This window comes from Streptomyces sp. NPDC001027 (assembly GCF_040299045.1).
Classification (GTDB): Bacteria; Actinomycetota; Actinomycetes; order Streptomycetales; family Streptomycetaceae; genus Streptomyces.
On sequence record NZ_JBEPBI010000001.1, the window covers coordinates 41,473 to 67,306 of the forward strand.

Genomic DNA, 25,834 nt, shown 5'->3' on the forward strand with positions numbered 1-25,834 from the left:
CCCCGGCAGCGGCGCAGGCGTAGCGGCGCGGTCGTAACGGAGCACGCACCGACTGGGTGCACGAACAGCGCGGTCGGCGCCCTCGGGTGAGGGCGCCGCGGGGAGGAAGCCGGTGAGGGAGTCCATGGACGACGTCGACGCAGCCACCCTGGACGACGATGAAGCCGCCGCCGACGACGCCGGAGCCGACGTCATCCGCACCCGCGCCCTCACCAAGCGCTACCGCGGCGGTCAGCTCGCCGTGGACGGTCTCGACCTCACCGTCCCGGCGGGCAGCGTCTTCGGCTTCCTCGGGCCCAACGGCTCGGGCAAGACGACCACCATTCGCATGCTGATGGGGCTCATCGAGCCCACGTCCGGCACGGCCCGCGTCCTGGGGCAACCCATGCCGCGGGCCGTCCGGGCCGTGCTGCCGCACGTCGGCGCCCTCATCGAGGGGCCCGCCCTCTACGGCTTCCTCTCCGGCCGGGACAACCTGCTGCGGTACGACGCGGCCGATCCGACGGCCGACCCGCGCACCCGGCGTGCCCGGGTCGGGGCGACGCTGGACCGGGTGGGACTGACGGCCGCCGCGGGCAAGAAGGCGAAGGCGTACTCCCTCGGCATGAAGCAGCGTCTGGGGCTCGCGGCGGCCCTGCTGCAGCCCCGCCGGCTGCTGGTCCTCGACGAGCCGACGAACGGGCTGGATCCGCAGGGCATGCGGGAGATCCGTTCGCTCGTCCGGGAGTTGGCCTCGGAGGGCACGACCGTCTTCCTCTCCTCGCACCTGCTCGACGAGATCGAGCAGGTGTGCACCCACGCGGCGGTCATGGCCCAGGGCCGGTTGATCGTGCAGGGTCCGGTGGCGGAACTCGCGTCGGGGACCCGCGGTCGGCTGGTCGTCACGACCCCGGACCCGGCGGACGCGGCCCGGGTGCTGAAGGAGCAGGGCGCGGCCGACGTCGTCGTCGGCGAGGACCGGGTGAGCGCGGAGGCGCCGCCGCCGGACCGCGATCCGGCCGACCTGAACACCGCGTTGGTGACGGCGGGCGTTCGCGTCCGCGGCTTCGCCGTCGAACGGGCCTCCCTGGAGGACGCGTTCGTGGCACTCACGGGGGAGGGCTTCGATGTCGCGGGCTGAGACGGAACCGTCGGACGACGACCACCGCCCCCGCTCCCGAACCGCCGGTACGAACCCGACGGCCCCTCAGCCGCAAGCGTCCGGGCAGCCGTCCCTCTCCCCGTCCCGAACTCCCTCGCCGGCCGCGTCCCGGACCTCATTGCCGTCCCCGTCCATGCCCCCCTCGCCGTCCCCGACCCCGTCCCGGACCCCGTCCCCGTCCCCGTCCTCGGCCGAGCCTCAGCCCCGGCCGCGTTCGTGGACCTGGACTCTCGGACTGTTCCGCAGCGAGCTGCTGACGACCTTCCGGCGCTGGCGCACCCTGGCCCTGCTGGGCGTGCTGGCGGCCGTGCCGATCCTGGTCGGGATCGCGGTGAAGCTCGAGACCGGTGACGGCGGGTCGGGCGGCTCTGGCGGCAGGGGAGGAGGCGGCGAAGGGCCCGCGTTCATCGCGCAGGTCACGAACAACGGCCTGTTCCTGGTCTTCACCGCGCTGGCCGTGACCCTGCCGTTCTTCCTGCCCATGGCGATCGGCGTCATCGCGGGCGACTCGATCGCCGGCGAGGCGAACGCGGGCACGCTGCGCTACCTCCTGGTCGCCCCGGCCGGCCGCTCCCGCCTCCTGCTGGCCAAGTACGCGACCGTCATGGCCTTCTGCCTCGTCGCCACCCTCGTGGTCGCGCTCTCCGCGCTGACGGTCGGCGCGCTGCTCTTCCCGCTCGGCGATCTGACGACGATCTCCGGCACCCGGATCGGCTTCGGGGACGGACTGCTGCGGGCGCTGCTGATCGCCCTGGTCGTGGCGGTCTCCCTGATCGGCGTCGCGGCGCTCGGCCTGTTCGTCTCGACGCTCACCGGCAGCGGCATCGCGGCGATGGCGACGACCGTCGGCCTGCTGATCACCGTCCAGATCCTCGACCAGATCCCCCAGCTCGACGCGCTGCAGCCGTACTTCTTCTCGCACTACTGGCTGTCCTTCGCCGACCTCATGCGCGAGCCGGTCTACTGGGACGACCTGCAGAAGAACCTCGGCCTCCAGGCGCTGTACGCGGCGTTCTTCGGCTCGGCGGCCTGGGCGCGCTTCACGACGAAGGACGTCACGGCGTAGCGGCCGCGTCGCCAGCGGTGTTCCGACGCTCCCTCCGGCGGTCCTTCAGCGGGTCTCGTCCGGGAAGCGGGCGAGCGGGGTGTCCTGGGCGAAGAAGGTCTTCGCCCGTGCCAGCGCCTCCGTGTCGTTCAGGACGTCGCCGGGCGCGCTGCCGTTGCCGAGCAGCACTCCGCCGAAGCGCATCCCCAGGTACGCGGCCGAGTTGTGGAGCGTTCCGACGAGCGGGTCGGCGACCGAGGGACGGTCGTCCGCCAGCACGGTGACGCCCCACAGGGTGCGCCCCGCCAGCGTCGCCTTGAAGTCGAGGCCGGGGGTGCGCAGCCAGCCCGACCAGTGGTCGAGATAGCGCTTGGTCTGCGCGGAGACCGAGTACCAGTACAACGGGGACGCGATCACGATGTCCGTCGCGGCCAGCGTGGCGTCGAGCAGCAGGGCGGCGCTGCCCTCGGTCGGACGGACGTGGTCGACGTCGTGACGCTGGTCGGCGAAGTCGGGCAGGGGATGCGCCGCGAGGCTGATCCATGTCTGCTCCACGTCGGACGGCAGCTGCTCCGCCGCCGCGCGGGCCAACGACTCGGTGTTGCCGTCCGGGCGGCTGCTGCCCAGCACGAAAAGGACGTTGCGTCGCGTCATGGCTGATCCCCCAGTGATCGGTGTGCGGTGCAAGGCGCAGGATGTGGGTTTCGGCGCCCCCCGGGCAACAGTATGCGCCTGCATTAAATGTGCACGCAAGTATGTGCGGTGGATGTGGTCGAGTGGGCGTGTGGGCGTGTGGATGTGAGCGTGTGGGCGTCAGCTCTCGGCGGCTCGGGCGACGGCCAGCAGCGCCGCTTCGCCGCCGTGGGCCGCGATCACCTGGAGTCCCAGCGGACAGCCGTCCGTGCCGATCCCCGCCGGGAGACTGACCGCCGGGTGACCGCTCAGGTTGAACGCCCAGGTGAGCGCCGTCGAATACCGGTCGCCCGGACCCTCGTGACCGTGCGCCGGGTTCGGGGTGGTGGGCGTCAGCAAAAGGTCCGCCCGGGAGAAGAACGCGGCCAGCAGCCGGTCGTTCGCCGCGCGGACCTGTTCGGCGGGGCCGCGGTCCGCGCCGGATGTGCGCAGCGCCAGCCAGGCCGGAGCCGGGTCCTCCAGGCGCGGCGGGGCCACGGAGGGCGACAGCCGGACTACTCCGGCTGCGCCGAGACGCGCAGCGGCGGCCCGGGCCAGGGCGACCGGCTCGGGGTCGGGGCCGGCGAAGCCCAGATCGGGGCAGAAGACGGCGACGGGCGGTTCGGGGTTCGCTCTTTCGGGCATTTCGGAAGCGGTTTCCCCGGCGGTGATCCGCCAGTACGCCGCGGCGTCCACCGCGTACCGGACGATCACGCCGGGCGCCGCCAGCCCTGTACGGTCCCCGGCCCGCCCGTCCGTACGCGCTCCCGCTCGCCCTTTCCCGCGCTCCCCGGCCCGCCCTTCCGTGAGCGCCCGCCCCTCCGGCGGTCGACGGGCGTTGGTGGTCTTGAGGCCGGTCACCCCGCACCACGCGGCCGGGATGCGGATCGAGCCGGCGCCGTCGCTGCCGGTCGCCAGCGGGACGAGGCCGGCGGCCACCGCAGCCGCCGCGCCCGCCGAGGAGCCGCCGGGCGTGCGGTCGGCCCGCCAGGGGTTGACCGTGCGGCCGTGGGCGCCGAGTCCCCACGTCTGCCAGGGCGTCCCCGCGCCGGGCACGGCGGTCGCGCCCACCGGCACACAGCCGGCGGCGATCAGCGGGCCCGCCGTTCGCAGCCCGTGCCGCCCCTTCACGCCGATCGGCACCCCGGCCAGCGGAGGCCGCTCACCCGCGGCGATCCGCGCGTCGACCTGACGCGCCGTCGCACGGGCCCGTTCCTCCCACACCTCGGCGAAGGCGCACAGGGAGCGGTCGGCTCGGGTGATCCGGTCGAGCGCCTCGCCGACGACGTCCGCCGCCCGAAGCCGCCCGGCCCGTACGGCCTCGGCGAGCTCCACGGCCGCAGGCCACTCCCAGGAACCCGCCGCCCTCATCCCGGTCCCCGCCTGGCCGTCCCGCGCCCGCTCGGAGGGGCCGACCCGCGTCGGCTCAGCGGGCTCGTCCGGCCACCGCCCCGGTGAGGCGGGACAACGGCTGGGTCTCCCGCGGCGGGCTGCCGGCCAGGTCGCCGAGCCGCCAGTCCGTCACCCACGGCACGCGGTACACGTCGATCACCGATTCGATCGTCCGGATCCGCTCGGCGAGCGGCCGCGGCAGCCGTCCCGGCGCGTCCGCCACGAGGACCGCCGCCTCCAGGTCGAGCCCCTGCGGGGCGTCCCCGCACCGGAACGCCTCCAGCGCGCGCAGGGCGGACTCGAGCCCCGTCGCATGGGTGCGGGCGACCAGCAGGACGGACGGGGGATCGCCGGGGCCGGGCCACCCGCGCCCGCAGTCGTGGCCGCCGTAGACCGCCGCGAGCGTGGTGCTCCCCGCCCCGCCGTGCGCGGCGACCCAGGAGAAGCGCCGGGGCGTGGCGACCGCGGGGTGGAGCGGCGGCGCCGGATCCGGTGCGGGCACCGGACCGCGGATCCAGATCTCCGGCCCGCGCTGCCCGTCCGTCGTCCACATCCCCGTGTTCCTCCCGGTCGTCGCCGCTCCTTCGAGCCGCTCGGGTCCGGCCGGTTCCCGGCGTGCCCCGAGAGGGGGCGTGGGTTCCTGGAACGAGGCTGTGACGTCGTGGTGACGTGCGGACCGGGAGCGCTCGGAGAGACTCAACAGTACGTGTACATGTATGCGTACGTGGACGACCGGAGCGTGACGGCGCATCCGAGTGAGGAACCGATGTCTCGACTCAGCCGCGAGAAGAAGCGCGAACAGAAGCACGCCGGCCACCCGGTCGTCGTGGCGCCGCTCGACGTCCACGTCCGCGGGGGCGGAGGCGGGGCGGCGACGATAGGCGGTGTGCCGGTCGCGGCGGTCGACGGCGAGGAGATCCAGCGCGCCGTCCTCGGCCACCTGCACCGCATCGCCCTCGCCACCGGTCAGTCGGTGCTCGCCACCGTCCACGACGAACGCATCGGTTACGTCGTCCCCCTGCGCGTGGACCCGGACGGCTCCAGCCACTTCGCGGCGGAGCCCCTGCGCGCACCGGCGGCCCCGACTGCGGCTCCGGTGGTCATGGCCCCGCCTCCCGTGGCCGAGGCCTCCGCTCCGGCGGCCGAGGCCTCCACTCCGGCGGGCGGGACCACGGCTGCGCCGACCGCGCCCGAGGAATTTCCGCCGGCGACTTCCGCGCCGGTCGAGCCCGTCGCGCCTGCTGCTTCCGCCGTCGTCCAGGACGGCCGGCCGTCCGAGCCCGGGCGGGACGATGGCACGCATCCCCTGCGGTCGGTGTCCGGGCCAGTGCGTGACATGACCCCCACGTTCCCCTTGCGCACGGTGCCGGAGACGGCGACAGAGACGGAGACCGGGACGGGGGAGTTGCGGACGCCGGGGTCGGATTCGGCCCCCACGTACGCACTCCGGGCCGTTCCGGAGTCGGCCTCCGAGCCGGCAGGCGCGACGCGTTCCGGACCGGACCACGGGGACGGCCTGGGCGAGGTTCCGGCCCCCGGCACGGTCGCCGCCCCGACCGGTGTGTTCGGCCCGCCCCCGGCCATGGACGAGCAGCCGGTCCCGGAAGCCGTCACCTCGTCCCCGTCCCCGTCCCCGTCCCCGTCCGCGACTGCGTCCCCGGTCGCGTCACCGACCCAGACGCCGACGTCACCCCCGGCGCCGAACCCGCCCTCGGCTCCGATTCCGCTCCCGCTTCCGGTCTCCGCCGCCCCTTCGGCCTTCACCTCGACCGCCGGCCCCACGCCGCTCGTCCCCGAGGGCCTCCTCTCCGTCCCGGGCCTGGACCCCGACCCCAAGCCCACCCCCGCCCGAGGCTTCGACGCGGTCGCGGAGGCGGTGCTCGGGGACGATCCCCGCACCCTTGCGGGCGCTGACGGAGCGCCCGCACTCCTCGCCGAGCCGATCGCGCGGATCAACGAGGCCGTGCGGGCGGGCCGGACGGACGTCGCGTCCGACCTCGCGGAGCGGACCGTGCTGGAGGCGTCCGGGACGCTGGGGCCGGAGCACCCCGAAGTGCTCCGGCTGCGCGAACTCAACGCCTACATCTCGTACTTGGCGGGCGACCCGCTGCGGGCCTTCCACCTCTCCCTCGAACTGGCCCGCATCCACCGCCGGGCCCGGGACGCGGAGGGCGCGTACGGCAACGTCCAGAGCGCGGCCACGGCCTGGCGTGCCGTGCGCGACCCCTTCCAGGGCCTCAACCTGGGGACGGAACTCCTCGGCCTGTGGACGGAGCTCGCCGCAGAGGCGGGCCCGGCCGCGGACGACGTCGAGGAGCTGGAGTCGGCCCGCGCGCGCATGCTCCGGCTGGCCGCACGCGCCCGCAGGTCGGGCGCGTAGCGACCACGGCCGGCCAAGCCGTGACACGGCCTGCCGAGGCGTGACACGGCCGGGCAGAGCGCGACACGCGCCGCGCCCCGGTCAGGACGGCGGGGCCGGAACCCGGTCAGGACGACAGCGTCCAGACGGCGTACGCGGCTGCGTCCGCGTTGCGGTTCAGGGCCGTGTCGTCGATGTTGGCGGAGGTGTCGCAGGACGAGTGGTAGCAGCGGTCGAAGGCCCGACCGGCCGTGCCGCCCCACTTGGCCGCCTGCGCCGTCGTCTTGGTGTAGTCGGCCCCGCTGAACAGACCGCCCACCGGCACGCCGACGTTCTTGAAGGGGGCGTGGTCGGAGCGGCCGTCGCCCTCGGTCTCGATCTCCGTCGGGACGCCGATGCCTGCGAAGTAGTCCTTGAAGGTCTTCTCGATGGTCGGATCGTCGTCGTAGACGAAGTAGCCGGGGTTCGGCGAACCGATCATGTCGAAGTTGAGGTAGCCGCTGATACGGGCGCGGTTCGCCGAGGACAGGTTGTTGACGTAGTACCGGGAGCCGACCATGCCCAACTCCTCCGCGCCCCACCAGGCGAACCGCAGGTGCTTGGTCGGCTGGTAGCCGGTACGGGCCACGGTCAGGGCGAGCTCCAGCACGGCCGCCGAACCGGAGCCGTTGTCGTTGATGCCCGCGCCGGCCGTGACGCTGTCGAGGTGGGAGCCGGCCATGACGACCTGGCCGGTGTTGCCGCCGGGCCAGTCGGCGATCAGGTTGTAGCCGGTGCGCCCGGACGACGTGAACTGCTGGACGACGGTGGTGTACCCGGCGGCGTCCAGCTTGGCCTTCGCGTAGTCGAGCGAGGCCTTGTAGCCGGCCCGGCCGTGAGCGCGGTTGCCGCCGTTGGCGGTGGCTATGGACTGCAGCTGGGCCAGATGCGCCTTGACGTTGGCCACGGGGATGTCGGGAGCGGCGGCGAGGGGCGCGGGCCCGGGTGCGGGGGCCGCGCCGGCCGTCGATCCTACGGTCAGGAGCATGACAATCGAGGCTGCGCCGGCGACCGCCGCGCGGCCGGAGACGGGGAGCTTCATGTGGGGGCTCCGAATTCCTCGGGAATCACCGGATCACAGGGATTCCACAGTGAGTGGGGTCCCAGGATCGTGAACGCTCACTGACTACGCGTCAAGAGCGCACGACGGGACACCCGGCCCCGCCATGCGCTCTCCTGCACGCGAAAGCGGCTCTCCTGTACGCGGAAGCGTTCTCCTGCGTGCGGACGAGGCTCTCCTGTACGCGGAAGCGATCTACTGCACGCAGAACTCGTTCCCCTCGGGGTCGGCCATCACCACCCACGCTCCGGACGGCTCCTTCACCTCCCGCAGCACGCTCGCCCCCAGCGCCGTCAGTCGCGCGACCTCCTCGGCCCGTCGTTCCGCGCCGGGATGCAGATCCAGATGGAGCCGGTTCTTCGCCGTCTTGGCTTCTGGCACCCGCTGGAACAGCAGCCGCCGCCCGAGGCCGGTCCCGCTCTCGGGGTCGTACGGGTCGTCGGGGTGGCGCACCGCGACCAGGTCGCGGAAGGCGGGCCGGCCGTGGAACTCCACCGTCGCCGCGCCCGGCAGCGCGCCCAGCTCCAGCAACCGCTCGATGAGAGCGCCGTTGTCCTCGGCCGTGTAGTGCAGCGCGGCGGCCCAGAAGTCGGCCTGCGCGTGCGGGTCGGCGGCGTCGATCACGAGCTTCCAGTGCACGGGCGTGGGCGCGGCCGCCCCCGTGGCGGCCGCCCCGGCGGAGGCGGCAGGTGCGGGGGAGGCCGGCGATGCGGGTGTCTGCGTCATGCCGTCCACTCAACCAGCGAGTACGCCGCCGCGCTCGAGGATCGCCCGGAAGGGAGCCGGTCGTCAGGCGTCTGCGGGTGCGGGCGTCGCCATCGACGCCTCGGTCACCTCGACGTGCCTCTTCGGGCGGCGTGCGAAGCGCCATGCGTCCGCCGTGAGCAGCACCAGCGCGAGCCAGACCAGGCCGAAGCCGGCCCAGCGCTCGGCCGGCATCGCCTCGCCGAAGTAGACGACGCCGAGCAGGAACTGGAACACGGGAGCCAGGTACTGCAGCAGGCCCAGCGTGGACAGCGGCACGCGGATCGCCGCCGCGCCGAAGCAGACGAGGGGGAGGGCGGTGACGACGCCGGTGGAGGCGAGGAGCGCCGCGTGCCCGGCCCCCTCCGTCGAGAAGGTGGCGCGGCCGTGCGCGGAGAGCCAGATCAGGTAGGCCAGCGCGGGCAGGAACTGGACGGCGGTCTCGGCGGTCAGCGACTCGACCCCGCCGAGGTTGACCTTCTTCTTCACCAGCCCGTAGGTGGCGAACGAGAAGGCGAGACAGAGGGAGATCCACGGCGGGCGGCCGTAGCCGACGGTCAGCACCAGCACCGCCGCGACGCCGACGCCGACCGCCACCCACTGCACGGGCCGCAGCCGTTCCTTGAGGATCAGCACGCCCATGGCGATGGTGACCAGCGGGTTGATGAAGTAGCCGAGGGACGCCTCGACGACGTGGCCGCTGTTGACGGCCCAGATGTAGACACCCCAGTTCACGGTGATGACGGCCGCCGCGACCACCACGAGCGCCAGCCGACGAGGCTGCCGCAGCAGCTCTCCGGCCCACGCCCAGCGTCGCACCACGAGCAGAGCGACGCCGACGAAGGCGAGGGACCACACCATGCGGTGGGCGAGGATCTCGGTCGCCCCGGCCGGTTTGAGCAGCGGCCAGAAGAGCGGCACGAGGCCCCACATCCCGTAGGCCGCGAAGCCGTTCAGCAGACCTATCCGGCCCTCACTCCTCGACGTCCCGACCACCACGGGCCCCTCTCTCTCGCGTCAGGCCCTCCCACGTCAGGCATGCGTGGACGACGGTAACGCCGAGCACCCCCGCCTGTCATGTCCGTATCGCCATACGGTCATGACAGGCGGGGGTTCGGTGGTGCCGTGTTCTCGAGGCGCGTCAGCCCTTGAGCGCGAGCGCGATCGAGTCGGCGATCGGCGTCGTCGGACGGCCGGTCAGCCGGGACAGGTCGCCGCCGGCGCCGGCCAGCTCGCCCTTCGCGATGGAGGCCTCCACGCCGCCCAGGATCGCGGCGAGCGGGCCCGGGAGGCCGGCGTGGGTGGTCAGGATGCCGACGAAGTCGTCGACCGAGACGGCGTTGTAGGCGATCTCCCGCCCGGTCTGCCGGCTCAGCTCGGCGGCGTACTCGGCGAAGCTCCAGGCGGTGTCGCCGCTCAGCTCGTAGGTCGCGTTCTCGTGTCCCTCGCCGGTGAGGACGGCCACGGCGGCAGCGGCGTAGTCGGCCCGGGCGGCGGAGGCGACGCGGCCCTCGCCGGAGGCCTGGGTGACGGCGCCGGTCTGCAGCACGGGGGCCAGCTGCTCGGTGTAGTTCTCGTTGTACCAGCCGTTGCGCAGCAGGGCGTAGGGGACGCCGGACTCGAGGAGCGCCGCCTCCGTGCCCTTGTGGTCGTCGGCGAGGGCGGCGGTCAGCGAGCCGGGGGCGCTGGTGTAGGCGAGGAGGGCGACGCCGGCGGCCTTGGCGGCCTCGATGACGACCTTGTGCTGCCCGACACGGCCCTTGTCGAACTCGTTGCCGGAGACGAGGAGGACCTTGTCGCCGGCGGCGAAGAGGCCGTCGAAGGTCTCGGGGGCGTTGTAGTCGGCGACGGCGAGCTTGACGCCGCGGGCCGCGAGGTCGGCGGCCCTGGCCTCGTCGCGCACCACGGCTGTTATCTGCTCTGCGGGAACCTTCTCCAGCAGCTGCTCGACGACGTGACGGCCGAGGTTTCCGGTGGCTCCGGTGACGACGATGCTCATGTCTCAGACACTCCTGGTGGGGGTAGCGGGGATGCACTAACCCTAAAGAGTGCGCTAACTGAGCGAAAGTACCCACTTTGAAGTAAGGTACTGGCATGGCAGTAAGTGCCCCGAGGGGTGACGACGACAGGATGTGCCCGCACCGTCGGGTCCTGGAGCACCTGACCAGTCGCTGGGGCGTTCTCGTGCTGATCCGCCTCCTCGACCGCTCGTACCGGTTCAGCGAACTGCGCAGGGCGATCGGGCAGGTCAGCGAGAAGATGCTGACCCAGACCCTGCAGAACCTGGAGCGCGACGGCCTGGTCCACCGCGACGCCAAGCCGGTGATCCCGCCCCGCGTCGACTACTCCCTCACCGACCTCGGCCGCGAGGCTGCGGAGCAGGTGCGCGCCCTGTCCGACTGGACGCACCGGCGCATGCCCGACGTGGAGAAGGCCCGCGAGGCCTACGACGAGGCCCGGGACCACCGGTCCCGGGCCCGCTAGCCGCTCACCGCGTCCGCTCGCGGTCGCGGCGTCCGCTCGCACGGATCGCGCCGCGTCCGCCCGCGTCGGACGCCTCAGCCGGTGACGGTCCAGGTGTCGCTGCCGGTGAGCAGCGCGCCGAGGTCGCCCTTGCCGTGCTGCTCGACGGCGGTGTCGAGCTGGTCCGCCATCAGCGTGTCGTAGACGGGACGCTCCACTGAGCGCAGCACGCCGATGGGCGTGTGGTGGAGGGTGTCGGGGTCGGCGAGGCGGGAGAGGGCGAAGGCGGTGGTCGGGGACGCGGCGTGCGCGTCGTGGACCAGGACGTCGGCCTCGTTCTCCGGCGTCACCGCCACCGCCTTCAGATCGCCGGTCGCCCGGTCGCGGACGACGCCCTTGGCCAGATCCGCCCCGAACCGGATGGGCTGCCCGTGCTCCAGCCGGATCACCGCCTCCTCGGCGGTCTCCCGGTCCTTCAGGGCCTCGAAGGCGCCGTCGTTGAAGATGTTGCAGTTCTGGTAGATCTCGACGAGGGCGGTGCCGGGGTGGGCGGCCGCCTGGCGCAGCACGTCGGTGAGGTGTTTGCGGTCGGAGTCGACGGTGCGGGCGACGAAGGAGGCCTCCGCGCCGATGGCGAGGGAGACCGGGTTGAAGGGCGAGTCCAGCGAGCCCATGGGGGTGGACTTGGTGATCTTGCCGAGCTCGGAGGTCGGGGAGTACTGGCCCTTGGTGAGGCCGTAGATCCGGTTGTTGAAGAGCAGGATCTTCAGGTTGACGTTGCGGCGCAGGGCGTGGATGAGGTGGTTGCCGCCGATGGACAGGGCGTCGCCGTCGCCGGTGACGACCCAGACGGACAGGTCGCGGCGGGAGGAGGCCAGGCCGGTCGCGATGGCGGGGGCGCGGCCGTGGATGGAGTGCATCCCGTAGGTGTTCATGTAGTACGGGAAGCGGGAGGAGCAGCCGATCCCGGAGACGAAGACGATGTTCTCCTTGGCCAGGCCCAGTTCGGGCATGAAGCCCTGCACGGCGGCGAGGATCGCGTAGTCGCCGCAGCCCGGGCACCAGCGCACCTCCTGGTCCGACTTGAAGTCCTTCATGGACTGCCGGGCCTCGGCCTTGGGCACGAGGGCGAGCGCCTCGGTCGTGCCGTGCGGGCGGTGCGTCGACGTCTCAGTCATCGATGGCCTCCTTGAGCGCCGCGGCGAGCTGCTCCGCTTTGAACGGCATGCCGTTGACCTGGTTGTAGGAGTGGGCGTCGACGAGGTAGCGGGCGCGGATGAGGGAGGCCAGCTGGCCGAGGTTCATCTCGGGGACGACGACCTTGTCGTACCCCTTCAGCACCGCTGCGAGGTTGCGCGGGAAGGGATTCAGATGGCGCAGATGGGCCTGCGCGATCGGCGTCCCGGCGGCGCGCAGCCGTCGTACCGCCGCGGTGATCGGCCCGTAGGTGGAGCCCCAGCCCAGTACCAGGGTCCGGGCGGAGTGCGGGTCGTCGACGTCGAGGTCCGGGACCTCGATGCCGTCGATCTTGGCCTGGCGGGTGCGGACCATGAAGTCGTGGTTGGCCGGGTCGTAGGAGATGTTGCCGGTGCCGTCCTGCTTCTCGATGCCGCCGATGCGGTGCTCCAGGCCGGGCGTGCCGGGGATCGCCCAGGGGCGGGCCAGGGTGTGCGGGTCGCGCTTGAAGGGCCAGAAGACCTCGGTGCCGTCCGCCAGGGTGTGGTTGGGCCCCTGCGCGAACTGCACCCGCAGATCCGGCAGCTCGTCGGGCGACGGCACGCGCCACGGCTCGGAGCCGTTGGCCAGATAGCCGTCGGAGAGGAGGAAGACGGGGGTGCGGTAGGCAAGGGCGATGCGGACGGCGTCCAGCGCGGCGTCGAAGCAGTCGGCCGGGGTGCGCGGAGCCACGATCGGCACCGGGGCCTCGCCGTTGCGCCCGTACATGGCCTGCAGCAGGTCCGCCTGCTCGGTCTTGGTCGGCAGTCCCGTCGACGGCCCGCCGCGCTGGATGTCGATCACGAGCAGCGGCAGCTCCAGCGACACGGCGAGACCGATGGTCTCCGACTTGAGCGCCACGCCCGGACCGGACGTCGTGGTGACGGCGAGCGACCCGCCGAAGGCCGCGCCCAGCGCCGCGCCGATCCCGGCGATCTCGTCCTCGGCCTGGAAGGTGCGCACGCCGAAGTTCTTGTGCTTCGACAGCTCGTGCAGGATGTCCGACGCCGGCGTGATCGGATACGAGCCCAGGAACAGCGGCAGATCGGCCTGCCGGGAGGCGGCGATCAGGCCGTAGGACAGGGCCAGGTTGCCGGAGATGTTGCGGTAGACGCCGGCCGGGAAGGCGGTCGTGGCGGGGGCGACCTCGTAGCTGACGGCGAAGTCCTCGGTCGTCTCCCCGAAGTTCCAGCCGGCCCGGAACGCGGCGATGTTGGCGGCCGCGATGTCGGGCTTCTTCGCGAACTTCGACTTCAGGAACTTCTCGGTGCCCTCGGTCGGCCGGTGGTACATCCACGACAAGAGACCGAGCGCGAACATGTTCTTGCTGCGCTCGGCCTCTTTACGGGTGAGGTCGAATTCCTTGAGAGCCTCGACGGTCAGGGTGGTCAGCGGGACCGGGTGGAGCTGATAACCGTCGAGGGAGCCGTCCTCCAGCGGCGAGGCCGCGTACCCGACTTTCTGCATGGCGCGTTTGGTGAACTCGTCGGTGTTGACGATGATCTGGGCCCCGCGCGGCACATCGGCGATGTTCGCCTTGAGCGCGGCCGGGTTCATCGCGACCAGCACATTCGGTGCGTCGCCCGGAGTGAGGATGTCGTGGTCGGCGAAATGCAGCTGGAAGGACGACACCCCGGGCAGCGTTCCTGCGGGCGCGCGGATCTCGGCCGGGAAGTTCGGCAGTGTGGACAGGTCGTTGCCGAACGACGCCGTCTCCGAAGTGAAACGATCACCGGTCAACTGCATGCCGTCGCCGGAGTCTCCCGCGAACCTGATGATCACCCGGTCGAGGCGGCGGACGTCCTTCGTCCCGCCGGGCTTGCGCTGCTCTCCCACGACGGCCGCATCCGCTCCGTCGGTTCCGTCGGCCTGTTCTGCTGGGCTGACCTGACTGGTCACTGAACTGGACCTCCCTCGAGGCGGCTGTCCCGGAGCGCCCTTCCCGAAGGCCCTCCACGGATCAACCCTACGTCGGTAAGGGTCGCCTTCCTTCGGCCATTCGCATGACGGTCACTGTCCCGAGACGGCCCGGCACCCCCGCTAACCATGATTTCCCGCTCCCCGGCGCTGCTCCGTCAGACGCTCCGGAATCCCGCCGCGGTTCTGTGGTGTTTCTCCGCCGCTTCCTCCGAGTTCCCCCCTCTGATTTCCTCACCCGACGCACGGCACAGTGCCATCCGTTTATGAATTCAGGTAGGTGAGAACTGCTAGTACACGGCGGTGATCTCCGTCACTCGGAGACAGGCCGAGCTTCAGAAAGATATTGCTGACGTGCTTCTCGACGGCCCCGTCGCTGACCACCAGCTGCCGGGCGACCGCCGAGTTCGTCCGCCCCTCGGCCATCAGCCCGAGGACCTCCCGCTCCCGCGGGGTGAGCCCGGCCAGCACGTCCTGCTTCCTGCTCCGCCCGAGCAGCTGCGCCACGACCTCCGGGTCCAGTGCGGTGCCGCCCTCGGCGACCCGCACCACGGCGTCCACGAACTCCCGCACCTCGGCCACGCGGTCCTTGAGCAGATATCCGACCCCGCGACTGGAACCGGCCAGCAGTTCGGTGGCGTATCTCTCCTCCACGTACTGTGACAGCACCAGCACGCCGAGTCCGGGGTGCGCCTTGCGCAGTTGGACGGCGGCCCGCACGCCTTCGTCGGTGTGGGTCGGCGGCATCCGCACGTCGGCGACGACGACGTCGGGCAGCGCACCCTCGTCGTTCAGCTCGGTGATCGTCTTGACCAGGGCGTCGGCGTCGCCGACCCCCGCGACCACGTCATGCCCCCGGTCGGTGAGCAACCGGGTCAGCCCCTCCCGCAACAGCACCGAATCCTCGGCGATGACCACCCGCACCCTGTCCTCCACGATCCTCGGCCCCCCAGCCGTCCACCCGTCGGTCGAACCAGTCAAGCATTTCAGCAACAGGCTCGTCTCTACCGGGCGAGAGTCGGGCCCGGCTGGAGGACGACGTGAAAACGGCCCCGACCCACTGCCTTTCGGCCGCCGATCGGGGCGACGCGAGGCAGGGGCCGGGAGCCGGGGCGAGGGGGAGGGACCGGGAGCCGGGTGGCGGGAGGGGAGGGACCGCGAGCCGGTTGGCGGGAGGCTGGGACCGCGAGCCCGTCGGCGGGAGGCCGGGGGCGAGATCCGGAGGGGCGAAGGAGCGAGGCCGGCAGCCCGGAGCCGGGCGGCGGGGGAGCGGGCGGTGGTCTCAGAGCTGGCCGCCCCGCCAGGGCAGTTCCGCGGTGATCCGGGTGGGGCCGCCCACCGGTGAGTCCACGACGAGGATCCCGTCCACCGAGTCCAGCCGTCCGGCGAGCCCGGCCAGCCCCGACCCCCCGCCGGAGGCGTCCGCTCCACCCACCCCGTCGTCCGCCACCTGCAGCATCAGCCGGTTCTCCGACCGCCACACGTCGACCGAGGCCGACCGGGCCCCGCTGTGCTTGCTGACGTTCTGCAGCAGCTCCGAGACGGTGAAGTAGGCGATGCCCTCGATCGCCGGGGCCGGCCGCTCGGTCAGGTCCACGTCCACGTTCACCGGGACCGTGCAGCGCGAGGCCACCGAGGACAGCGCCGCGTCCAGCCCCCGGTCGGTCAGGACGGCCGGGTGGATGCCGCGCGCCAGGTCCCGCAGCTCCTGCAGGGCCGTCTTCACCTCACCGTGCGCCTCACCGACCATCCGTGCCGCCGTCTGCGGGTCCTCCCGCAGCTTCTCCTTCGCCATCCCGAGATCCATCGCCAGCGCCACCAGCCGGGCCTGCGCCCCGTCGTGCAGATCACGTTCGATGCGCCGCAGGTCGGCGGCCGCCGTGTCCACCACGACCCCCCGGTCGGACTCCAGCTCCACCACCCGCGCCCCCAGCGACGACGGCCCGAGCAGCCCCTGCACCAGCAGTCCGTCCACCGTCGTCAGCGCCCGCACGATCCACGGCGTGGCCAGCGTGATCAGCAGACCCACCAGTGCGGTCACGCCGATCTCGAACGGGTTGTCGAGGTAGACGGCGTGGTGATCGCCGCCGTACAGCTGGATGCCGTCCTGGCCGGCGTACATCGGGAAGACCCAGAACCACAGCGGATACGTCAGCATCGACCAGCCGACCGACCACACCGTCACGACGACGCCGAAGGTGAACACCGCCCACGGGAAGTGCAGCACCGCGTACAGCGCGTTCCGCCAGGACGTGCCGCTCTTGAGGACGGCCGCCGTCCACGCCATCGCGCCGGTGCCGCGCGGCCGCAGCGGCTCGGGCTCGGCCACGTCCAGAGCGAGCAGCCCGCGCGCCCGAGCCCGCTCCACCGCCGCGAAGCCCCGGCACGCCGCGAGGCCCGCCGCCAGCACCGGGATGCCGAGGAACGTCACCAGCAGGCCCGCCCCGACCGAGAGCATCGTCACCGCGAAGGTGAACAGCACGATGCTGATCGGCAGGCTCAGCAGGACGTACAGGAGCTCACGCCAGTGGCGCGCGGTGAGCGGCTCACGCAGTCCCGCCGGAAGCGGATGCCGACGCTCCCGGGCCCCGCGCCCGGCCTCGGCCGCGCGACCCTGCCCGCGCCCGTCCTGCCCACGCCCGTCGCGCCCTGCGTACCCGTCGTAGTGGTCGTACTGCCGGTACTGGTCGTAGTGCCCGTACTGGTCGTACTGCGTGGCCATCGGCGTCGTCCGTTCTGCTCGGCCCTGCTCATCGCCCGGTTGTCGATCCGTGCCTCCCAGCCTCCCCGGCGGCCGCCGCGCGGACCATGGAGTCCGTCGGCCTCTCGGAAGGGGGGTTTTCCCTACCCCGCGCCGTCACGGCTTCCCGTCACCGCTTCCCGTCCCGGTCCCGCCAGGGGAGCTCCGCGGTCACCGTCGTCGGACCGCCGTCCGGCGACTCCACGACGAAGAGCCCGTCGACCGCGTCCAGCCGTTCCGCGAGCCCCCGCATCCCCGATCCGCCGTCGAGCCGCGCGCCGCCCCGGCCGTCGTCCCAGACCTGGATGAGCAGCCGGTCGTCCGACCGCCACACGTCGACCGAGGCCGACCGGGCCCCGCTGTGCTTGCTGACGTTCTGCAGCAGCTCCGAGACGGTGAAGTAGGCGATGCCCTCGATGGCCTGCGCCGGCCTGCTCGTCAGGTCGGCGGTCACCTTCACCGGGACCGTGCAGCGCGAGGCCACCGAGGACAGCGCCGCGTCCAGCCCCCGGTCGGTCAGGACGGCCGGATGGATGCCGCGCGCCAGGTCCCGCAGCTCCTGCAGCGCGAGCTTCACCTCGCCGTGCGCCTCCTCCACCATCGCCGCCACGACGTCGTCGGCCTGCCCCTCCAGCAGCTTCTCCTTGGCCAGACCCAGCCCCATCGCCAGGTTCACCAGCCGGGCCTGCGCCCCGTCGTGCAGATCGCGTTCGATGCGCCGCAGGTCGGCGGCCGCCGTGTCGACCACCACCCCGCGGTCGGACTCCAGCTCCGCGATGCGCCTCTCCAGCTCGTCGGAGGGGGAGAGCAGACCCCGCACCATCGCCCGGTCCGCGTTGGTGAGGCCGCGCACCAGGAACGGCAGCACTGGCCACAGCACGAACAGCGACGGCACCACCACGCTGAACGTCACCACGCCCCACGGCAGCCGGATCAGGTCGTACAGCACCGTGCGCCAGGCCACCGGGTCCTTCAGCACCAGCCACATCCGCTGCAGAAGGCCGCCCGCTCTGCGCAGCGGCAGCGGGCTCGGCTCGTCGATCCGCACCCCGAGCAGCCTGCGCGCCCGCGCCCGTTCGAACCGGCCCATCAGCCGTGCCCCGCCCAGCCCGAGCGCCAGCAACGGGAACCCCACCACCGTGACGGTCATCGCCGCCCCGGTGACGATCACCGTCATCACATAGGTGAACCCGACCAACGCCGTCGGCAGATTGGTCAGCAGATGCGCGATCTCCCGCCACGTCTGCGGCTCGAACGCGAGACGGGCCGGAGGCGGACGGTCGTCGTCGTGCCCCGAGCCCGATGGTCCGGAGTAGCCCGGAGGAACGGCGGAACGGCTGGCGGAAGCGGTCATACGGGCCAGCCTGCCGCCCCGCCCGACCCCGCGCCATGAGGTCTGCTGCCTTCCGCTACCGGGGGAAAACCCCCGCCTCACGTCCCGACCTGTGACGGGCTGCTTACCGGTTCTTTATCAGGGCCTAGACTCCCGTGCGTACAGATCGTCGAACCGGCCTGCCGTCGAAGAGGCTGAGGTCAGGGAGCGAGGGGACGGACGTGCGGGAACCGACCGTCGATGTCGCGGCGGACTATGCGGCCGACTACTTCCAGTCCTACTCCGTCGTCGGGCTGCTCGCCGTCGTCGGCGTGCTGTTCGTCGCCGTCGCCTTCGGCGCGGGACGCCTGCTGCGTCCGGTGGTCCCCACCCCGGAGAAGCTTCTGACGTACGAGTGCGGAGTCGACCCCGTCGGCGAGGGCTGGGCCCACACCCAGGTCCGCTACTACGTCTACGCCTTCCTCTACGTGATCTTCGCGGTCGACTCGATCTTCCTCTTTCCCTGGGCGACGGTCTTCGCCGCCCCCGGCTACGGCACGACCACGCTCGTCGAGATGTTCGTCTTCCTCGGCTTCCTCACCGTGGGCCTGCTGTACGCATACAAGAAGGGCGTCCTGACATGGGCGTGACGCCGGAATCGAACGCGCCCCGGCCGGCCACGACGGAACAGGCGGCCGCCGAGCCCGTCCTGCTGCCCGAGCCGAAGCGGCTCGGCACGCTGGCCCGGCTCGCCCCCGAGCCGATGAAGGTGATCCTCAACTGGGGCCGCCGCTACTCGCTCTGGGTCTTCAACTTCGGCCTCGCCTGTTGTGCGATCGAGTTCATCGCCGCCTCTATGGCCCGCCACGACTTCATCCGCCTAGGCGTCATCCCCTTCGCGCCGGGCCCGCGCCAGGCCGACCTGATGATCGTCTCCGGCACGGTCACGGACAAGATGGCCCCGGCCGTGAAGCGCCTCTACGAGCAGATGCCCGAGCCGAAGTACGTCATCTCCTTCGGCGCGTGCAGCAACTGCGGAGGCCCCTACTGGGACTCCTACTCGGTGACCAAGGGCGTCGACCAGATCATCCCGGTGGACGTCTACGTGCCGGGCTGCCCGCCGCGCCCGGAAGCCCTGCTCCAGGGCATCCTCAAGCTCCAGGAGAAGATCGCGCGCGAGTCCCTCGACGAGCGCTACGCCGCGACCCCTGCCCGCCCGGCCCCCTCGCGCCCCTCGACCGCGGCCCTGCAGAGCGGCCTGGTACGCCCCCCGGCGGCGCCGACGGAGACCGCCGAGGAGGACCGATGACCACGACCGGGTGGCTCCCCGCCTCCGCCGAGGACCTCTTCGGCCCGGACTCCACAGCCGAGGAGTCCTACGACGTCCTGACCGTGGACGTCCCGCCCGCCTCCTGGACCGCCGCCCTGCGCGTGGCCCGCGACCGGCTGTCCTGCACCTACTTCGACTGGCTGAGCGCCGTCGACGAACCGGGCTCCGGCTTCCGCGTCTCCGCGCACGTCGTGGCACTGTCCCCGGTGCGCCGTCTGCTGGTGCGCACGACGATCCCGCACGACGCCCCGACCCTCGCCTCCGCCGTGGACGTCTACGCGGGGGCCGCCTGGCACGAACGCGAGACGCACGAAATGTTCGGCGTCGCCTTCGAGGGCCACCCCGCACTCGACCACCTCCTCCTTCCCGAGACCTTCGAAGGCCACCCCCTGCGCAAGGACTTCGTCCTGGCGGCCCGCGTCGCCAAGGCCTGGCCCGGCGCGAAGGAGCCCGGCGAGTCCGAGCACGGCGGCCCCAAGCGCCGGCAGATGCTCCCCCCGGGCGTCCCCGACCCCAACGAGTGGGGACCCCTGAAGGGTCAGCTCCCCCCGGCCCCGGCCCGCCCCGCCCGAACCCCGGCCGCACGTGCTGCGGGCGACCGCCCCGTCCGGCGCGCCCGCACGGCATCGCAGGGCTCAGCCAGCCAGACGGCCCCGACGGCGACACCGCCCCCCGCGCCCGCGCTGCCGACGACAGCGCCCGACGCCGCAGGCGACCCCGGCACGGCTCCCGCCCCGCCCGCGACAGCACCCCCCGCCGCCGCGCCGACCCCGGGGACCCCGGCGGGACCGCGCCGCGCCCGCAGCGCCTCCCAGGGCTCCGCCTCCCAGCGCCCCCAGCCCCCGGCGACGCCTTCCGACCCCCCGGCCCGCCCCTCCACGATCCCTCGCTCTTCCGACGCCCCCTGGCACCACGCCCGCCCCGCCTTCGACGACCCGCAGACGAGCGAAGCCCCGAAGCCGACACCGGCCCAAGCCCCCTCACCCGAGCCGACCGGGACGGCGGACGCCGAGCCGACCGCCGCCGAGCCGAGCGGGACGGCTCACGCGGAGCCGACCGCCGCCGAGCCGAGCGGGACGGCGGACGCCGAGCCGACCCCCGCCGAGCCGAGCGGGACGGCGGACGCCGAGCCGACCCCCGCCGAGCCGAGCGGGACGGCGGACGCCGAGCCGACCCCGAAGTCGACCGCCGGGCCCACCCGGACTGCGGACGCGGAGCCGACCTCCGAGTCGAAGCCGCAGGCGGAGAACCGGCCGAGGACGGAGTCGGAGCCGACGGCGGAGCCCCAGCCCTCGGCGGAGTCGGAGCCGACGGCGGAGCCCCAGCCCTCGGCGGAGCCTCGACGCACGGCGGGCAGCACGCCTCGGGCGGAGGCCGCGCCGAGCCCTGCGACAGAGGCGCGTCCGGAACGAGAGCGCGAGCCCCAGCCCGAGCCGGAGTCCGAGTCGCCTTCGGACCCGAGCCCTGAGCCCGACGCGAGCCCTGCACCGGACTCTGACGCGGGCCGAGGACCGAACGCCGACGTCAGCCCTGCACCCGACCCTGACGCGGGCCCGAAGCCGAGCGACCGTGCGTCCGGCCCGGAGCGCCCTACCTCCGAGCGTCCGGCCTCCGAGCGTCCGAACCCGGAGCGCCCCAACCCGGCGCGTCCCAACGCCGAGCGCCCCGCCCCCGATGACGACCCCGCAGGAGGCCCGCAGTGAACGACGCTCTCGACGTCGCCCTGCGACTCTTCGTCGTCTTCGTCGTCTTCCTCACTTTCCCCTTGATCGTCGGTCAGACCGAGCACAAGGTGATGGCCCATATGCAGGGCCGCCTGGGCCCGATGTACGCGGGCGGCTTCCACGGCTGGGCCCAGCTCGTCGCAGACGGCGTGAAGTTCGCGCAGAAGGAGGACATCGTCCCCGCGGGCGCGGACCGCCGCATCTTCCAGCTCGCGCCGGCCGTGGCCCTCCTGCCGTATCTCCTCGTCCTCCTCGCCATCCCCATCGGGCCGGGCGAGGGGGCCGTGGGCCAGGTTTTGGACGCGGGGATCTTCTTCGTCCTCGCCGTGATGGGCGTCGGCGTGCTCGGCTCCCTCATGGCCGGCTGGGCCAGCGCCAACAAGTTCTCCCTTCTCGGCGGCCTGCGCACCGCCGCTCAGCTCCTCGCCTACGAACTGCCGATGCTGCTCACCGCTGCCTCGGTGGCGATGGCGGCCGGGACGGTCTCGCTGCTCGGCATCGTCGACGCGTTCGAGTGGTGGTGGCTGCCCTGGCAGATCACCGGAGCGATCGTCTTCTTCATCGCCGGTCTGGCCGAACTCCAGCGTCCTCCCTTCGACATGCCGGTCGCCGACTCGGAGATCATCTTCGGTGCGTACACCGAGTACACCGGCCTGCGCTTCGCTCTCTTCCTCCTCGCCGAGTACGCCGGGATCGTCGTCCTGTGCGGGCTGACCACCGTGCTCTTCCTGGGCGGCTGGCACGGCCCCTGGGGAAGCGAAGGCCTCGGCTGGGTCTGGACCCTCCTCAAGACGGCCGTCCTCGCCTTCGTCGTCATCTGGCTGCGCGTCACCTACCCCCGCCTGCGCGAGGACCAGCTGCAGAAGTTCTCCTGGACTCTCCTCGTCCCCCTCTCCCTCGCCCAGATCGCCCTCACCGGCATCGTCAAGGTGGTGATCCAGTAGCCATGTCCCGCCCGTCACCCGACCAGCACACCCCGGCGGCGCCCTCCGGGCGGCCCCGTCTGCCGATCCCCGGCAGCGGCCTCGCCAAGGGCCTGGCCGTCACCCTCCGCACGATGACGAGGAAGACGGTCACCCAGCAGTACCCGGACGCCCAGCCCGAACTCCCGCCCCGCACCCGCGGGGTCATCGGACTGTTCGAGGAGAACTGCACGGTCTGCATGCTGTGCGCCCGTGAGTGCCCCGACTGGTGCATCTACATCGACTCCCACAAGGAGACGGTGCCGCCCGCCGCTCCAGGCGGACGCGAGCGCAGCCGCAATGTGCTCGACCGCTTCGCCATCGACTTCTCGCTCTGCATGTACTGCGGTATCTGCATCGAGGTCTGTCCTTTCGACGCGCTGTTCTGGTCCCCGGAGTTCGAGTACGCGGAGACCGACATCCACGAGCTCACCCACGAGCGAGACAAGCTCCGCGAGTGGATGTGGACCGTGCCGGCCCCGCCCGCCCTCGACCCGGCTGCCGAGGAGCCGAAGGAGCTCGCGGCCGCCCGCAAGACGGCAGAGAAGCTGGCGGCGGCCGCCCGAGCCGAGTCCACCGAGCCTGAGTCCACCGATCCCGGGTCCACTCAACCCGGCTCCAAAGAAACCGAACCCGAGGGAGGAGACGCGTGACCCTCGCCGAGGCCCCGCAGGGCTTCCTCTCCCCGACCGGCGTCGAGATCGCCTTCCTCCTCGTCGGACTGGTCACCTTCGGCGCCGCCCTCGTCACCGTCACCACGAGGCAGCTGGTGCACGCGGCCCTGTGGCTCGTGGTCGCCCTCGGCGGCCTCGCCGTCGAATACCTGCTGCTCACCGCGGAGTTCATCGCCTGGGTGCAGGTCCTCATCTACGTCGGTTCCGTCGTGGTGCTCCTCCTCTTCGGTCTGATGCTCACCAAGGCCCCCATCGGCCGCTCGCCGGATGCGGACTCCGGCAATCGCTGGGCCGCGCTCACGGTCGCCGTCGCCGCGGCCGCCGCCCTGGTCTGGGTGGTCGTCGACGCCTTCCGCAGCACCTGGATCGAGCTGGACGGCCCGGCCGCCGGCTCGACCGAGGTCACCGGCGCGAGCCTCTTCCAGAACTGGGTCCTTCCCTTCGAGGCCCTCTCCGTCCTCCTTCTCGCGGCGCTGGTCGGCGCGATCGTCCTGTCCCGCAAGGCGAAGGCCGAATCGGGCCCGCCCCCTGTGAACGCCCGGACCGTCACCGATGGTTCCCGACCCGTCACGGACAGTTCCGGAAATTCCGAAAGCTCACCCACCGTCCCGGACGCCCGGCAGAACCCGGCCGAGCAGGAAGGCGCCCGCTGATGCACCTCGCCTATCCCGCCGTCCTCTCCGCCCTCCTCTTCTGCACCGGCCTGTACGGCGTCCTCGCCCGCCGCAACGCGATCCTGGTCCTGATGTCGGTCGAGCTGATGCTCAACGCCGTCAACCTCAACCTGGTCGCGTTCGACGTCTGGCTCAGCAGGACCGCCGAGGAGACCCTGCACTCCGGTCAGGCCCTCACCCTGTTCACCATCGCCATCGCCGCCGCGGAGATCGGCATCGGCCTGGCGATCGTCCTCGCCGTGCACCGCAACCGCGGCACCGCGGACATCGACCGGCTCCGCGACACCGCCGAGGGCCACGAGACGTCCGCCTCCGACGGCTTCGACGACGACGCCCCCGCGACCGGAGCGGCCGCCGAGAAGGCTGAGGCCACCGCGTGACCACGACCACCCTCGCCGTCCTCGTCCCCCTCCTTCCGTTCCTGGGCGCAGCCGCCGGCCTGCTCCTGGGCCGGACCGCGCCCGGTTTCGTCCGCCCGCTCGCCGTCCTGCCGACCCTCGCCGCGCTCGTGCTGGCCGCGGTCGTCGCGGCGCGCCAGGGCGGGGACGCAGCCGTCGACGCGGCCGCCGAACTGACCCCCACCGGCTCCGTCCCGATCGAACTCGCCCTGCACATCGACGGGTTCGCCGCCCTCGTCGCCGTCCTGGTCGCTCTCGTGGCGAGCTGCGTGCAGATCTACTCGACCGGCTACCTGCGCGACGACCCGCGCTACGCCTCGTACGCCGCTCTGGTCTCCCTCTTCACCTCCGCCATGCTGCTGGTCGTCTACTCCGGCGACCTGATCGTGCTGCTGGTCGGCTGGGAGGTCATGGGCATCTGCTCCTACTTCCTGGTGGGCCACTACTGGGAGACCCCGGAGGCCCGTACCGCCTCGCTCAAGGCCTTCCTGGTCACCAAGCTCGGCGACGTCCCCTTCCTCATCGGCCTGTTCGCCCTCGGCGCCGACGCCGGCTCCTTCCGCATCACTAAGGTCCTCGGCGCCGTCGCGCACGGCGACCTCGACCACCCGACCGTCGTCGCCCTGCTGCTTCTCGCGGGCGTGGCCGGAAAGTCCGCGCAGTTCCCCCTGCACACCTGGCTCCCGGACGCCATGGCCGGCCCCACCCCCGTCTCCGCGCTGATCCACGCCGCGACGATGGTCGCCGCCGGCGTCTACTTCGTCGCCCGCCTCCTCCCGGTCTTCGAGGCCTCCGCGGCCGCGATGGTCGTGCTCGCGGTGATGGCCGGCGTCACGATGGTCGGCTCCGGTCTGTCCGCGCTCGCCCAGGACGACATCAAGCGCGTCCTCGCCTACTCGACGATCGGCCAGCTCGGCTACATGACCGGCGCCCTCGCCGTCGGAGACCGCAGCGCCGCCGTCTTCCACCTCCTCTCGCACGGCGCCTTCAAGGCGCTGCTCTTCCTCGCGGCCGGCGTGGTGATCCACGCCGCCGGCACCAACTCACTGGCCGCCATGTCCCGCATGAGCCACCTGCGCGACCGTGTCCCCGACGCCTACTGGACGATGACCGTGGCGCTCCTCGCGCTCGCCGCGATCCCGCCGTTCAGCGGCTTCTTCTCCAAGGAGTCGGTCCTCGGCGCGGCCGAGCACGCGTCCAGCGGCCACACCGCGCACATCCCCGACGCCGCCGGCTGGGTCGTCCTCGTCGCCGGGCTGTTCGCCGCCCTCCTCACCGCCGCCTACGCGACCCGTCTGTGGCTGCTGACCTTCCGCGGGGACGGGGCCGAAGCACCCGATCACGGTCGCCAGCCGCTGACCATGACGGTGGTGCTGTGGGTGCTCGCGGCGCCCTCCCTCGCCCTCGGCGCGCTCGCCTACCGCACGCTTCCCGACTGGTTCGACGGCGACGACCTGACCCCGACGCTCACCACCTCCGTCGTGGGCACCGGCCTGGCTCTGGCAGGCGGACTCGTCACGTTCGCCGCCTGGCGGCGCCTCGCCGGACTCGCCGCCCGCACCCCCCTGGGCGCGGTGGCCGCGCACTCGGAGGCCGACGCGGCGCAGGTCGAGGCCGAAGCCATCGCGACGCACGCCCCCGCCTACGGCGACGTGGCCTCCGCCCCCGACCCGGCGGATCCCGGACGGCTTCTGCTCGGCCCGCTGCACCGCCACGCGGCCGTCGGCTTCCACCTGGACGCCGTGTACGACGTGCTGTTCGTGCGCCCCGTGCAGGCCGCCGCCGGGCTCGTCCGGTTCCTCGACCGCGAGGTCGTCGAGACGTACGTCCGCGGCGCGGGCGCACTGCCCCGCTGGCTGGGATTCGCCGTGCGGCGCGCCCAGACCGGCAACGTCCAGACCTATGTGAGCGCGCTGCTCGCCGGCGCCGTCGTCCTGGCGGTCGCCGCCCTTCTCGTCGCCTCGGGAGCGTGA

At 72.5% G+C, this 25,834-nt stretch carries 24 protein-coding genes; 12 read left to right on the forward strand and 12 right to left on the reverse strand.

Annotated features, from left to right (window positions below; genetic code table 11):
• Nucleotides 1-124: 124 nt before the first annotated feature.
• A complete protein-coding gene (locus ABT300_RS00180; protein ID WP_351669772.1) occupies nucleotides 125-1,120 on the forward strand; it encodes an ABC transporter ATP-binding protein in 996 nt (331 codons plus the stop codon).
• A gap of 154 nt (nucleotides 1,121-1,274) precedes the next feature.
• Nucleotides 1,275-2,207: an ABC transporter permease gene (locus tag ABT300_RS00185; RefSeq protein ID WP_351669775.1), complete on the forward strand. Its 933-nt coding sequence runs from the start codon at nucleotides 1,275-1,277 to the stop codon at nucleotides 2,205-2,207.
• 45 nt (nucleotides 2,208-2,252) lie between these two features.
• On the opposite strand, the gene ABT300_RS00190 is transcribed toward ABT300_RS00185, so the two are convergent.
• From ABT300_RS00190 to ABT300_RS00200, 3 genes are all read right to left on the reverse strand, one after another.
• Nucleotides 2,253-2,840, reverse strand: coding sequence for a flavodoxin family protein (locus ABT300_RS00190; RefSeq protein ID WP_351669778.1), 588 nt, complete (start codon nucleotides 2,838-2,840; stop codon nucleotides 2,253-2,255).
• A gap of 159 nt (nucleotides 2,841-2,999) precedes the next feature.
• Nucleotides 3,000-4,229 (reverse strand): amidase family protein, encoded by a 1,230-nt coding sequence (locus tag ABT300_RS00195; RefSeq protein WP_351669781.1) that lies wholly within the window; start codon nucleotides 4,227-4,229, stop codon nucleotides 3,000-3,002.
• A gap of 55 nt (nucleotides 4,230-4,284) precedes the next feature.
• Nucleotides 4,285-4,803 (reverse strand): DUF6668 family protein, encoded by a 519-nt coding sequence (locus tag ABT300_RS00200; protein ID WP_351669784.1) that lies wholly within the window; start codon nucleotides 4,801-4,803, stop codon nucleotides 4,285-4,287.
• A gap of 213 nt (nucleotides 4,804-5,016) precedes the next feature.
• Between ABT300_RS00200 and ABT300_RS00205 the strand changes: the two genes are divergently transcribed.
• Nucleotides 5,017-6,630 (forward strand): tetratricopeptide repeat protein, encoded by a 1,614-nt coding sequence (locus ABT300_RS00205; protein ID WP_351669787.1) that lies wholly within the window; start codon nucleotides 5,017-5,019, stop codon nucleotides 6,628-6,630.
• A 106-nt stretch (nucleotides 6,631-6,736) separates the two neighbouring features.
• Here the strand turns inward: ABT300_RS00205 and ABT300_RS00210 are convergent, their stop codons facing one another.
• The 4 genes from ABT300_RS00210 to ABT300_RS00225 all read right to left on the reverse strand — a co-directional run bounded on the left by ABT300_RS00210 (nucleotide 6,737) and on the right by ABT300_RS00225 (nucleotide 10,451).
• Nucleotides 6,737-7,690 carry a M28 family metallopeptidase gene (locus ABT300_RS00210; protein ID WP_351669790.1) on the reverse strand — a complete coding sequence of 318 codons (954 nt, stop codon included), beginning with the start codon at nucleotides 7,688-7,690 and terminating at the stop codon, nucleotides 6,737-6,739.
• Nucleotides 7,691-7,903: 213 nt separating this feature from the next.
• Nucleotides 7,904-8,434: a VOC family protein gene (locus ABT300_RS00215; RefSeq protein ID WP_452988131.1), complete on the reverse strand. Its 531-nt coding sequence runs from the start codon at nucleotides 8,432-8,434 to the stop codon at nucleotides 7,904-7,906.
• Nucleotides 8,435-8,497: 63 nt separating this feature from the next.
• A complete protein-coding gene (gene rarD, locus ABT300_RS00220) occupies nucleotides 8,498-9,448 on the reverse strand; it encodes an EamA family transporter RarD (protein WP_351670241.1) in 951 nt (316 codons plus the stop codon).
• A gap of 145 nt (nucleotides 9,449-9,593) precedes the next feature.
• Nucleotides 9,594-10,451 carry an SDR family oxidoreductase gene (locus tag ABT300_RS00225; protein ID WP_351669793.1) on the reverse strand — a complete coding sequence of 286 codons (858 nt, stop codon included), beginning with the start codon at nucleotides 10,449-10,451 and terminating at the stop codon, nucleotides 9,594-9,596.
• Between the two features lie 95 nt (nucleotides 10,452-10,546).
• Here ABT300_RS00225 and ABT300_RS00230 point away from each other — a divergent pair, with 95 nt between their 5' ends.
• Entirely contained in the window at nucleotides 10,547-10,936 is a 390-nt protein-coding gene (locus tag ABT300_RS00230; protein ID WP_351669796.1) for a winged helix-turn-helix transcriptional regulator, read from the forward strand.
• 74 nt (nucleotides 10,937-11,010) lie between these two features.
• On the opposite strand, the gene ABT300_RS00235 is transcribed toward ABT300_RS00230, so the two are convergent.
• The 5 genes from ABT300_RS00235 to ABT300_RS00255 form a co-directional block, all read right to left on the reverse strand.
• Nucleotides 11,011-12,093 carry a 2-oxoacid:ferredoxin oxidoreductase subunit beta gene (locus ABT300_RS00235; RefSeq protein ID WP_351669799.1) on the reverse strand — a complete coding sequence of 361 codons (1,083 nt, stop codon included), beginning with the start codon at nucleotides 12,091-12,093 and terminating at the stop codon, nucleotides 11,011-11,013.
• Nucleotides 12,086-14,029, reverse strand: coding sequence for a 2-oxoacid:acceptor oxidoreductase subunit alpha (locus tag ABT300_RS00240; RefSeq protein WP_351669802.1), 1,944 nt, complete (start codon nucleotides 14,027-14,029; stop codon nucleotides 12,086-12,088). The genes ABT300_RS00235 and ABT300_RS00240 overlap by 8 nt, the downstream gene beginning before the upstream one ends.
• 282 nt (nucleotides 14,030-14,311) lie before the next feature.
• A complete protein-coding gene (locus tag ABT300_RS00245) occupies nucleotides 14,312-14,971 on the reverse strand; it encodes a LuxR C-terminal-related transcriptional regulator (RefSeq protein ID WP_502977853.1) in 660 nt (219 codons plus the stop codon).
• A gap of 358 nt (nucleotides 14,972-15,329) precedes the next feature.
• A complete protein-coding gene (locus tag ABT300_RS00250; RefSeq protein ID WP_351669808.1) occupies nucleotides 15,330-16,769 on the reverse strand; it encodes a sensor histidine kinase in 1,440 nt (479 codons plus the stop codon).
• A gap of 148 nt (nucleotides 16,770-16,917) precedes the next feature.
• Nucleotides 16,918-18,141, reverse strand: coding sequence for a sensor histidine kinase (locus tag ABT300_RS00255; protein ID WP_351669811.1), 1,224 nt, complete (start codon nucleotides 18,139-18,141; stop codon nucleotides 16,918-16,920).
• A 200-nt stretch (nucleotides 18,142-18,341) separates the two neighbouring features.
• Here ABT300_RS00255 and ABT300_RS00260 point away from each other — a divergent pair, with 200 nt between their 5' ends.
• The 8 genes from ABT300_RS00260 to ABT300_RS00295 are packed head-to-tail and all read left to right on the forward strand — an operon-like array spanning nucleotide 18,342 to nucleotide 25,834.
• A complete protein-coding gene (locus ABT300_RS00260; RefSeq protein ID WP_057584717.1) occupies nucleotides 18,342-18,749 on the forward strand; it encodes an NADH-quinone oxidoreductase subunit A in 408 nt (135 codons plus the stop codon).
• Nucleotides 18,740-19,408: an NADH-quinone oxidoreductase subunit B gene (locus ABT300_RS00265; RefSeq protein ID WP_351669815.1), complete on the forward strand. Its 669-nt coding sequence runs from the start codon at nucleotides 18,740-18,742 to the stop codon at nucleotides 19,406-19,408. Before ABT300_RS00260 ends, ABT300_RS00265 begins: the two co-directional genes overlap by 10 nt.
• A complete protein-coding gene (locus ABT300_RS00270; RefSeq protein WP_351669818.1) occupies nucleotides 19,405-21,132 on the forward strand; it encodes an NADH-quinone oxidoreductase subunit C in 1,728 nt (575 codons plus the stop codon). The genes ABT300_RS00265 and ABT300_RS00270 overlap by 4 nt, the downstream gene beginning before the upstream one ends.
• Nucleotides 21,129-22,097, forward strand: a complete 969-nt coding sequence (locus ABT300_RS00275; protein WP_351669821.1) for a complex I subunit 1/NuoH family protein — start codon at nucleotides 21,129-21,131, stop codon at nucleotides 22,095-22,097. Before ABT300_RS00270 ends, ABT300_RS00275 begins: the two co-directional genes overlap by 4 nt.
• Nucleotides 22,098-22,099: 2 nt before the next feature.
• Nucleotides 22,100-22,768, forward strand: coding sequence for a NuoI/complex I 23 kDa subunit family protein (locus ABT300_RS00280; protein ID WP_351669824.1), 669 nt, complete (start codon nucleotides 22,100-22,102; stop codon nucleotides 22,766-22,768).
• Entirely contained in the window at nucleotides 22,765-23,442 is a 678-nt protein-coding gene (locus ABT300_RS00285) for an NADH-quinone oxidoreductase subunit J family protein (protein WP_351669827.1), read from the forward strand. Before ABT300_RS00280 ends, ABT300_RS00285 begins: the two co-directional genes overlap by 4 nt.
• The gene (gene nuoK / locus ABT300_RS00290) at nucleotides 23,442-23,843 is read left to right on the forward strand and encodes an NADH-quinone oxidoreductase subunit NuoK (RefSeq protein ID WP_351669830.1); all 402 of its coding nucleotides are present in this window, start codon (nucleotides 23,442-23,444) and stop codon (nucleotides 23,841-23,843) included. Before ABT300_RS00285 ends, nuoK begins: the two co-directional genes overlap by 1 nt.
• Complete coding sequence (locus tag ABT300_RS00295) at nucleotides 23,840-25,834, forward strand: NADH-quinone oxidoreductase subunit 5 family protein (RefSeq protein WP_351669833.1); 1,995 nt, start codon at nucleotides 23,840-23,842, stop codon at nucleotides 25,832-25,834. Before nuoK ends, ABT300_RS00295 begins: the two co-directional genes overlap by 4 nt.

Bases quoted from the DNA above. Each gene is read 5' to 3' on its own strand.
- ABT300_RS00180 (WP_351669772.1), top strand. From the start codon at position 125: ATGGACGACGTCGACGCAGCCACCCTGGACGACGATGAAGCCGCCGCC.
- ABT300_RS00185 (WP_351669775.1), top strand. From the start codon at position 1,275: ATGCCCCCCTCGCCGTCCCCGACCCCGTCCCGGACCCCGTCCCCGTCC.
- ABT300_RS00190 (WP_351669778.1), bottom strand. From the start codon at position 2,840: ATGACGCGACGCAACGTCCTTTTCGTGCTGGGCAGCAGCCGCCCGGAC.
- ABT300_RS00195 (WP_351669781.1), bottom strand. From the start codon at position 4,229: ATGAGGGCGGCGGGTTCCTGGGAGTGGCCTGCGGCCGTGGAGCTCGCC.
- ABT300_RS00200 (WP_351669784.1), bottom strand. From the start codon at position 4,803: ATGTGGACGACGGACGGGCAGCGCGGGCCGGAGATCTGGATCCGCGGT.
- ABT300_RS00205 (WP_351669787.1), top strand. From the start codon at position 5,017: ATGTCTCGACTCAGCCGCGAGAAGAAGCGCGAACAGAAGCACGCCGGC.
- ABT300_RS00210 (WP_351669790.1), bottom strand. From the start codon at position 7,690: ATGAAGCTCCCCGTCTCCGGCCGCGCGGCGGTCGCCGGCGCAGCCTCG.
- ABT300_RS00215 (WP_452988131.1), bottom strand. From the start codon at position 8,434: ATGACGCAGACACCCGCATCGCCGGCCTCCCCCGCACCTGCCGCCTCC.
- ABT300_RS00225 (WP_351669793.1), bottom strand. From the start codon at position 10,451: ATGAGCATCGTCGTCACCGGAGCCACCGGAAACCTCGGCCGTCACGTC.
- ABT300_RS00230 (WP_351669796.1), top strand. From the start codon at position 10,547: ATGGCAGTAAGTGCCCCGAGGGGTGACGACGACAGGATGTGCCCGCAC.
- ABT300_RS00235 (WP_351669799.1), bottom strand. From the start codon at position 12,093: ATGACTGAGACGTCGACGCACCGCCCGCACGGCACGACCGAGGCGCTC.
- ABT300_RS00250 (WP_351669808.1), bottom strand. From the start codon at position 16,769: ATGGCCACGCAGTACGACCAGTACGGGCACTACGACCAGTACCGGCAG.
- ABT300_RS00255 (WP_351669811.1), bottom strand. From the start codon at position 18,141: ATGACCGCTTCCGCCAGCCGTTCCGCCGTTCCTCCGGGCTACTCCGGA.
- ABT300_RS00265 (WP_351669815.1), top strand. From the start codon at position 18,740: ATGGGCGTGACGCCGGAATCGAACGCGCCCCGGCCGGCCACGACGGAA.
- ABT300_RS00270 (WP_351669818.1), top strand. From the start codon at position 19,405: ATGACCACGACCGGGTGGCTCCCCGCCTCCGCCGAGGACCTCTTCGGC.
- ABT300_RS00280 (WP_351669824.1), top strand. From the start codon at position 22,100: ATGTCCCGCCCGTCACCCGACCAGCACACCCCGGCGGCGCCCTCCGGG.
- nuoK (WP_351669830.1), top strand. From the start codon at position 23,442: ATGCACCTCGCCTATCCCGCCGTCCTCTCCGCCCTCCTCTTCTGCACC.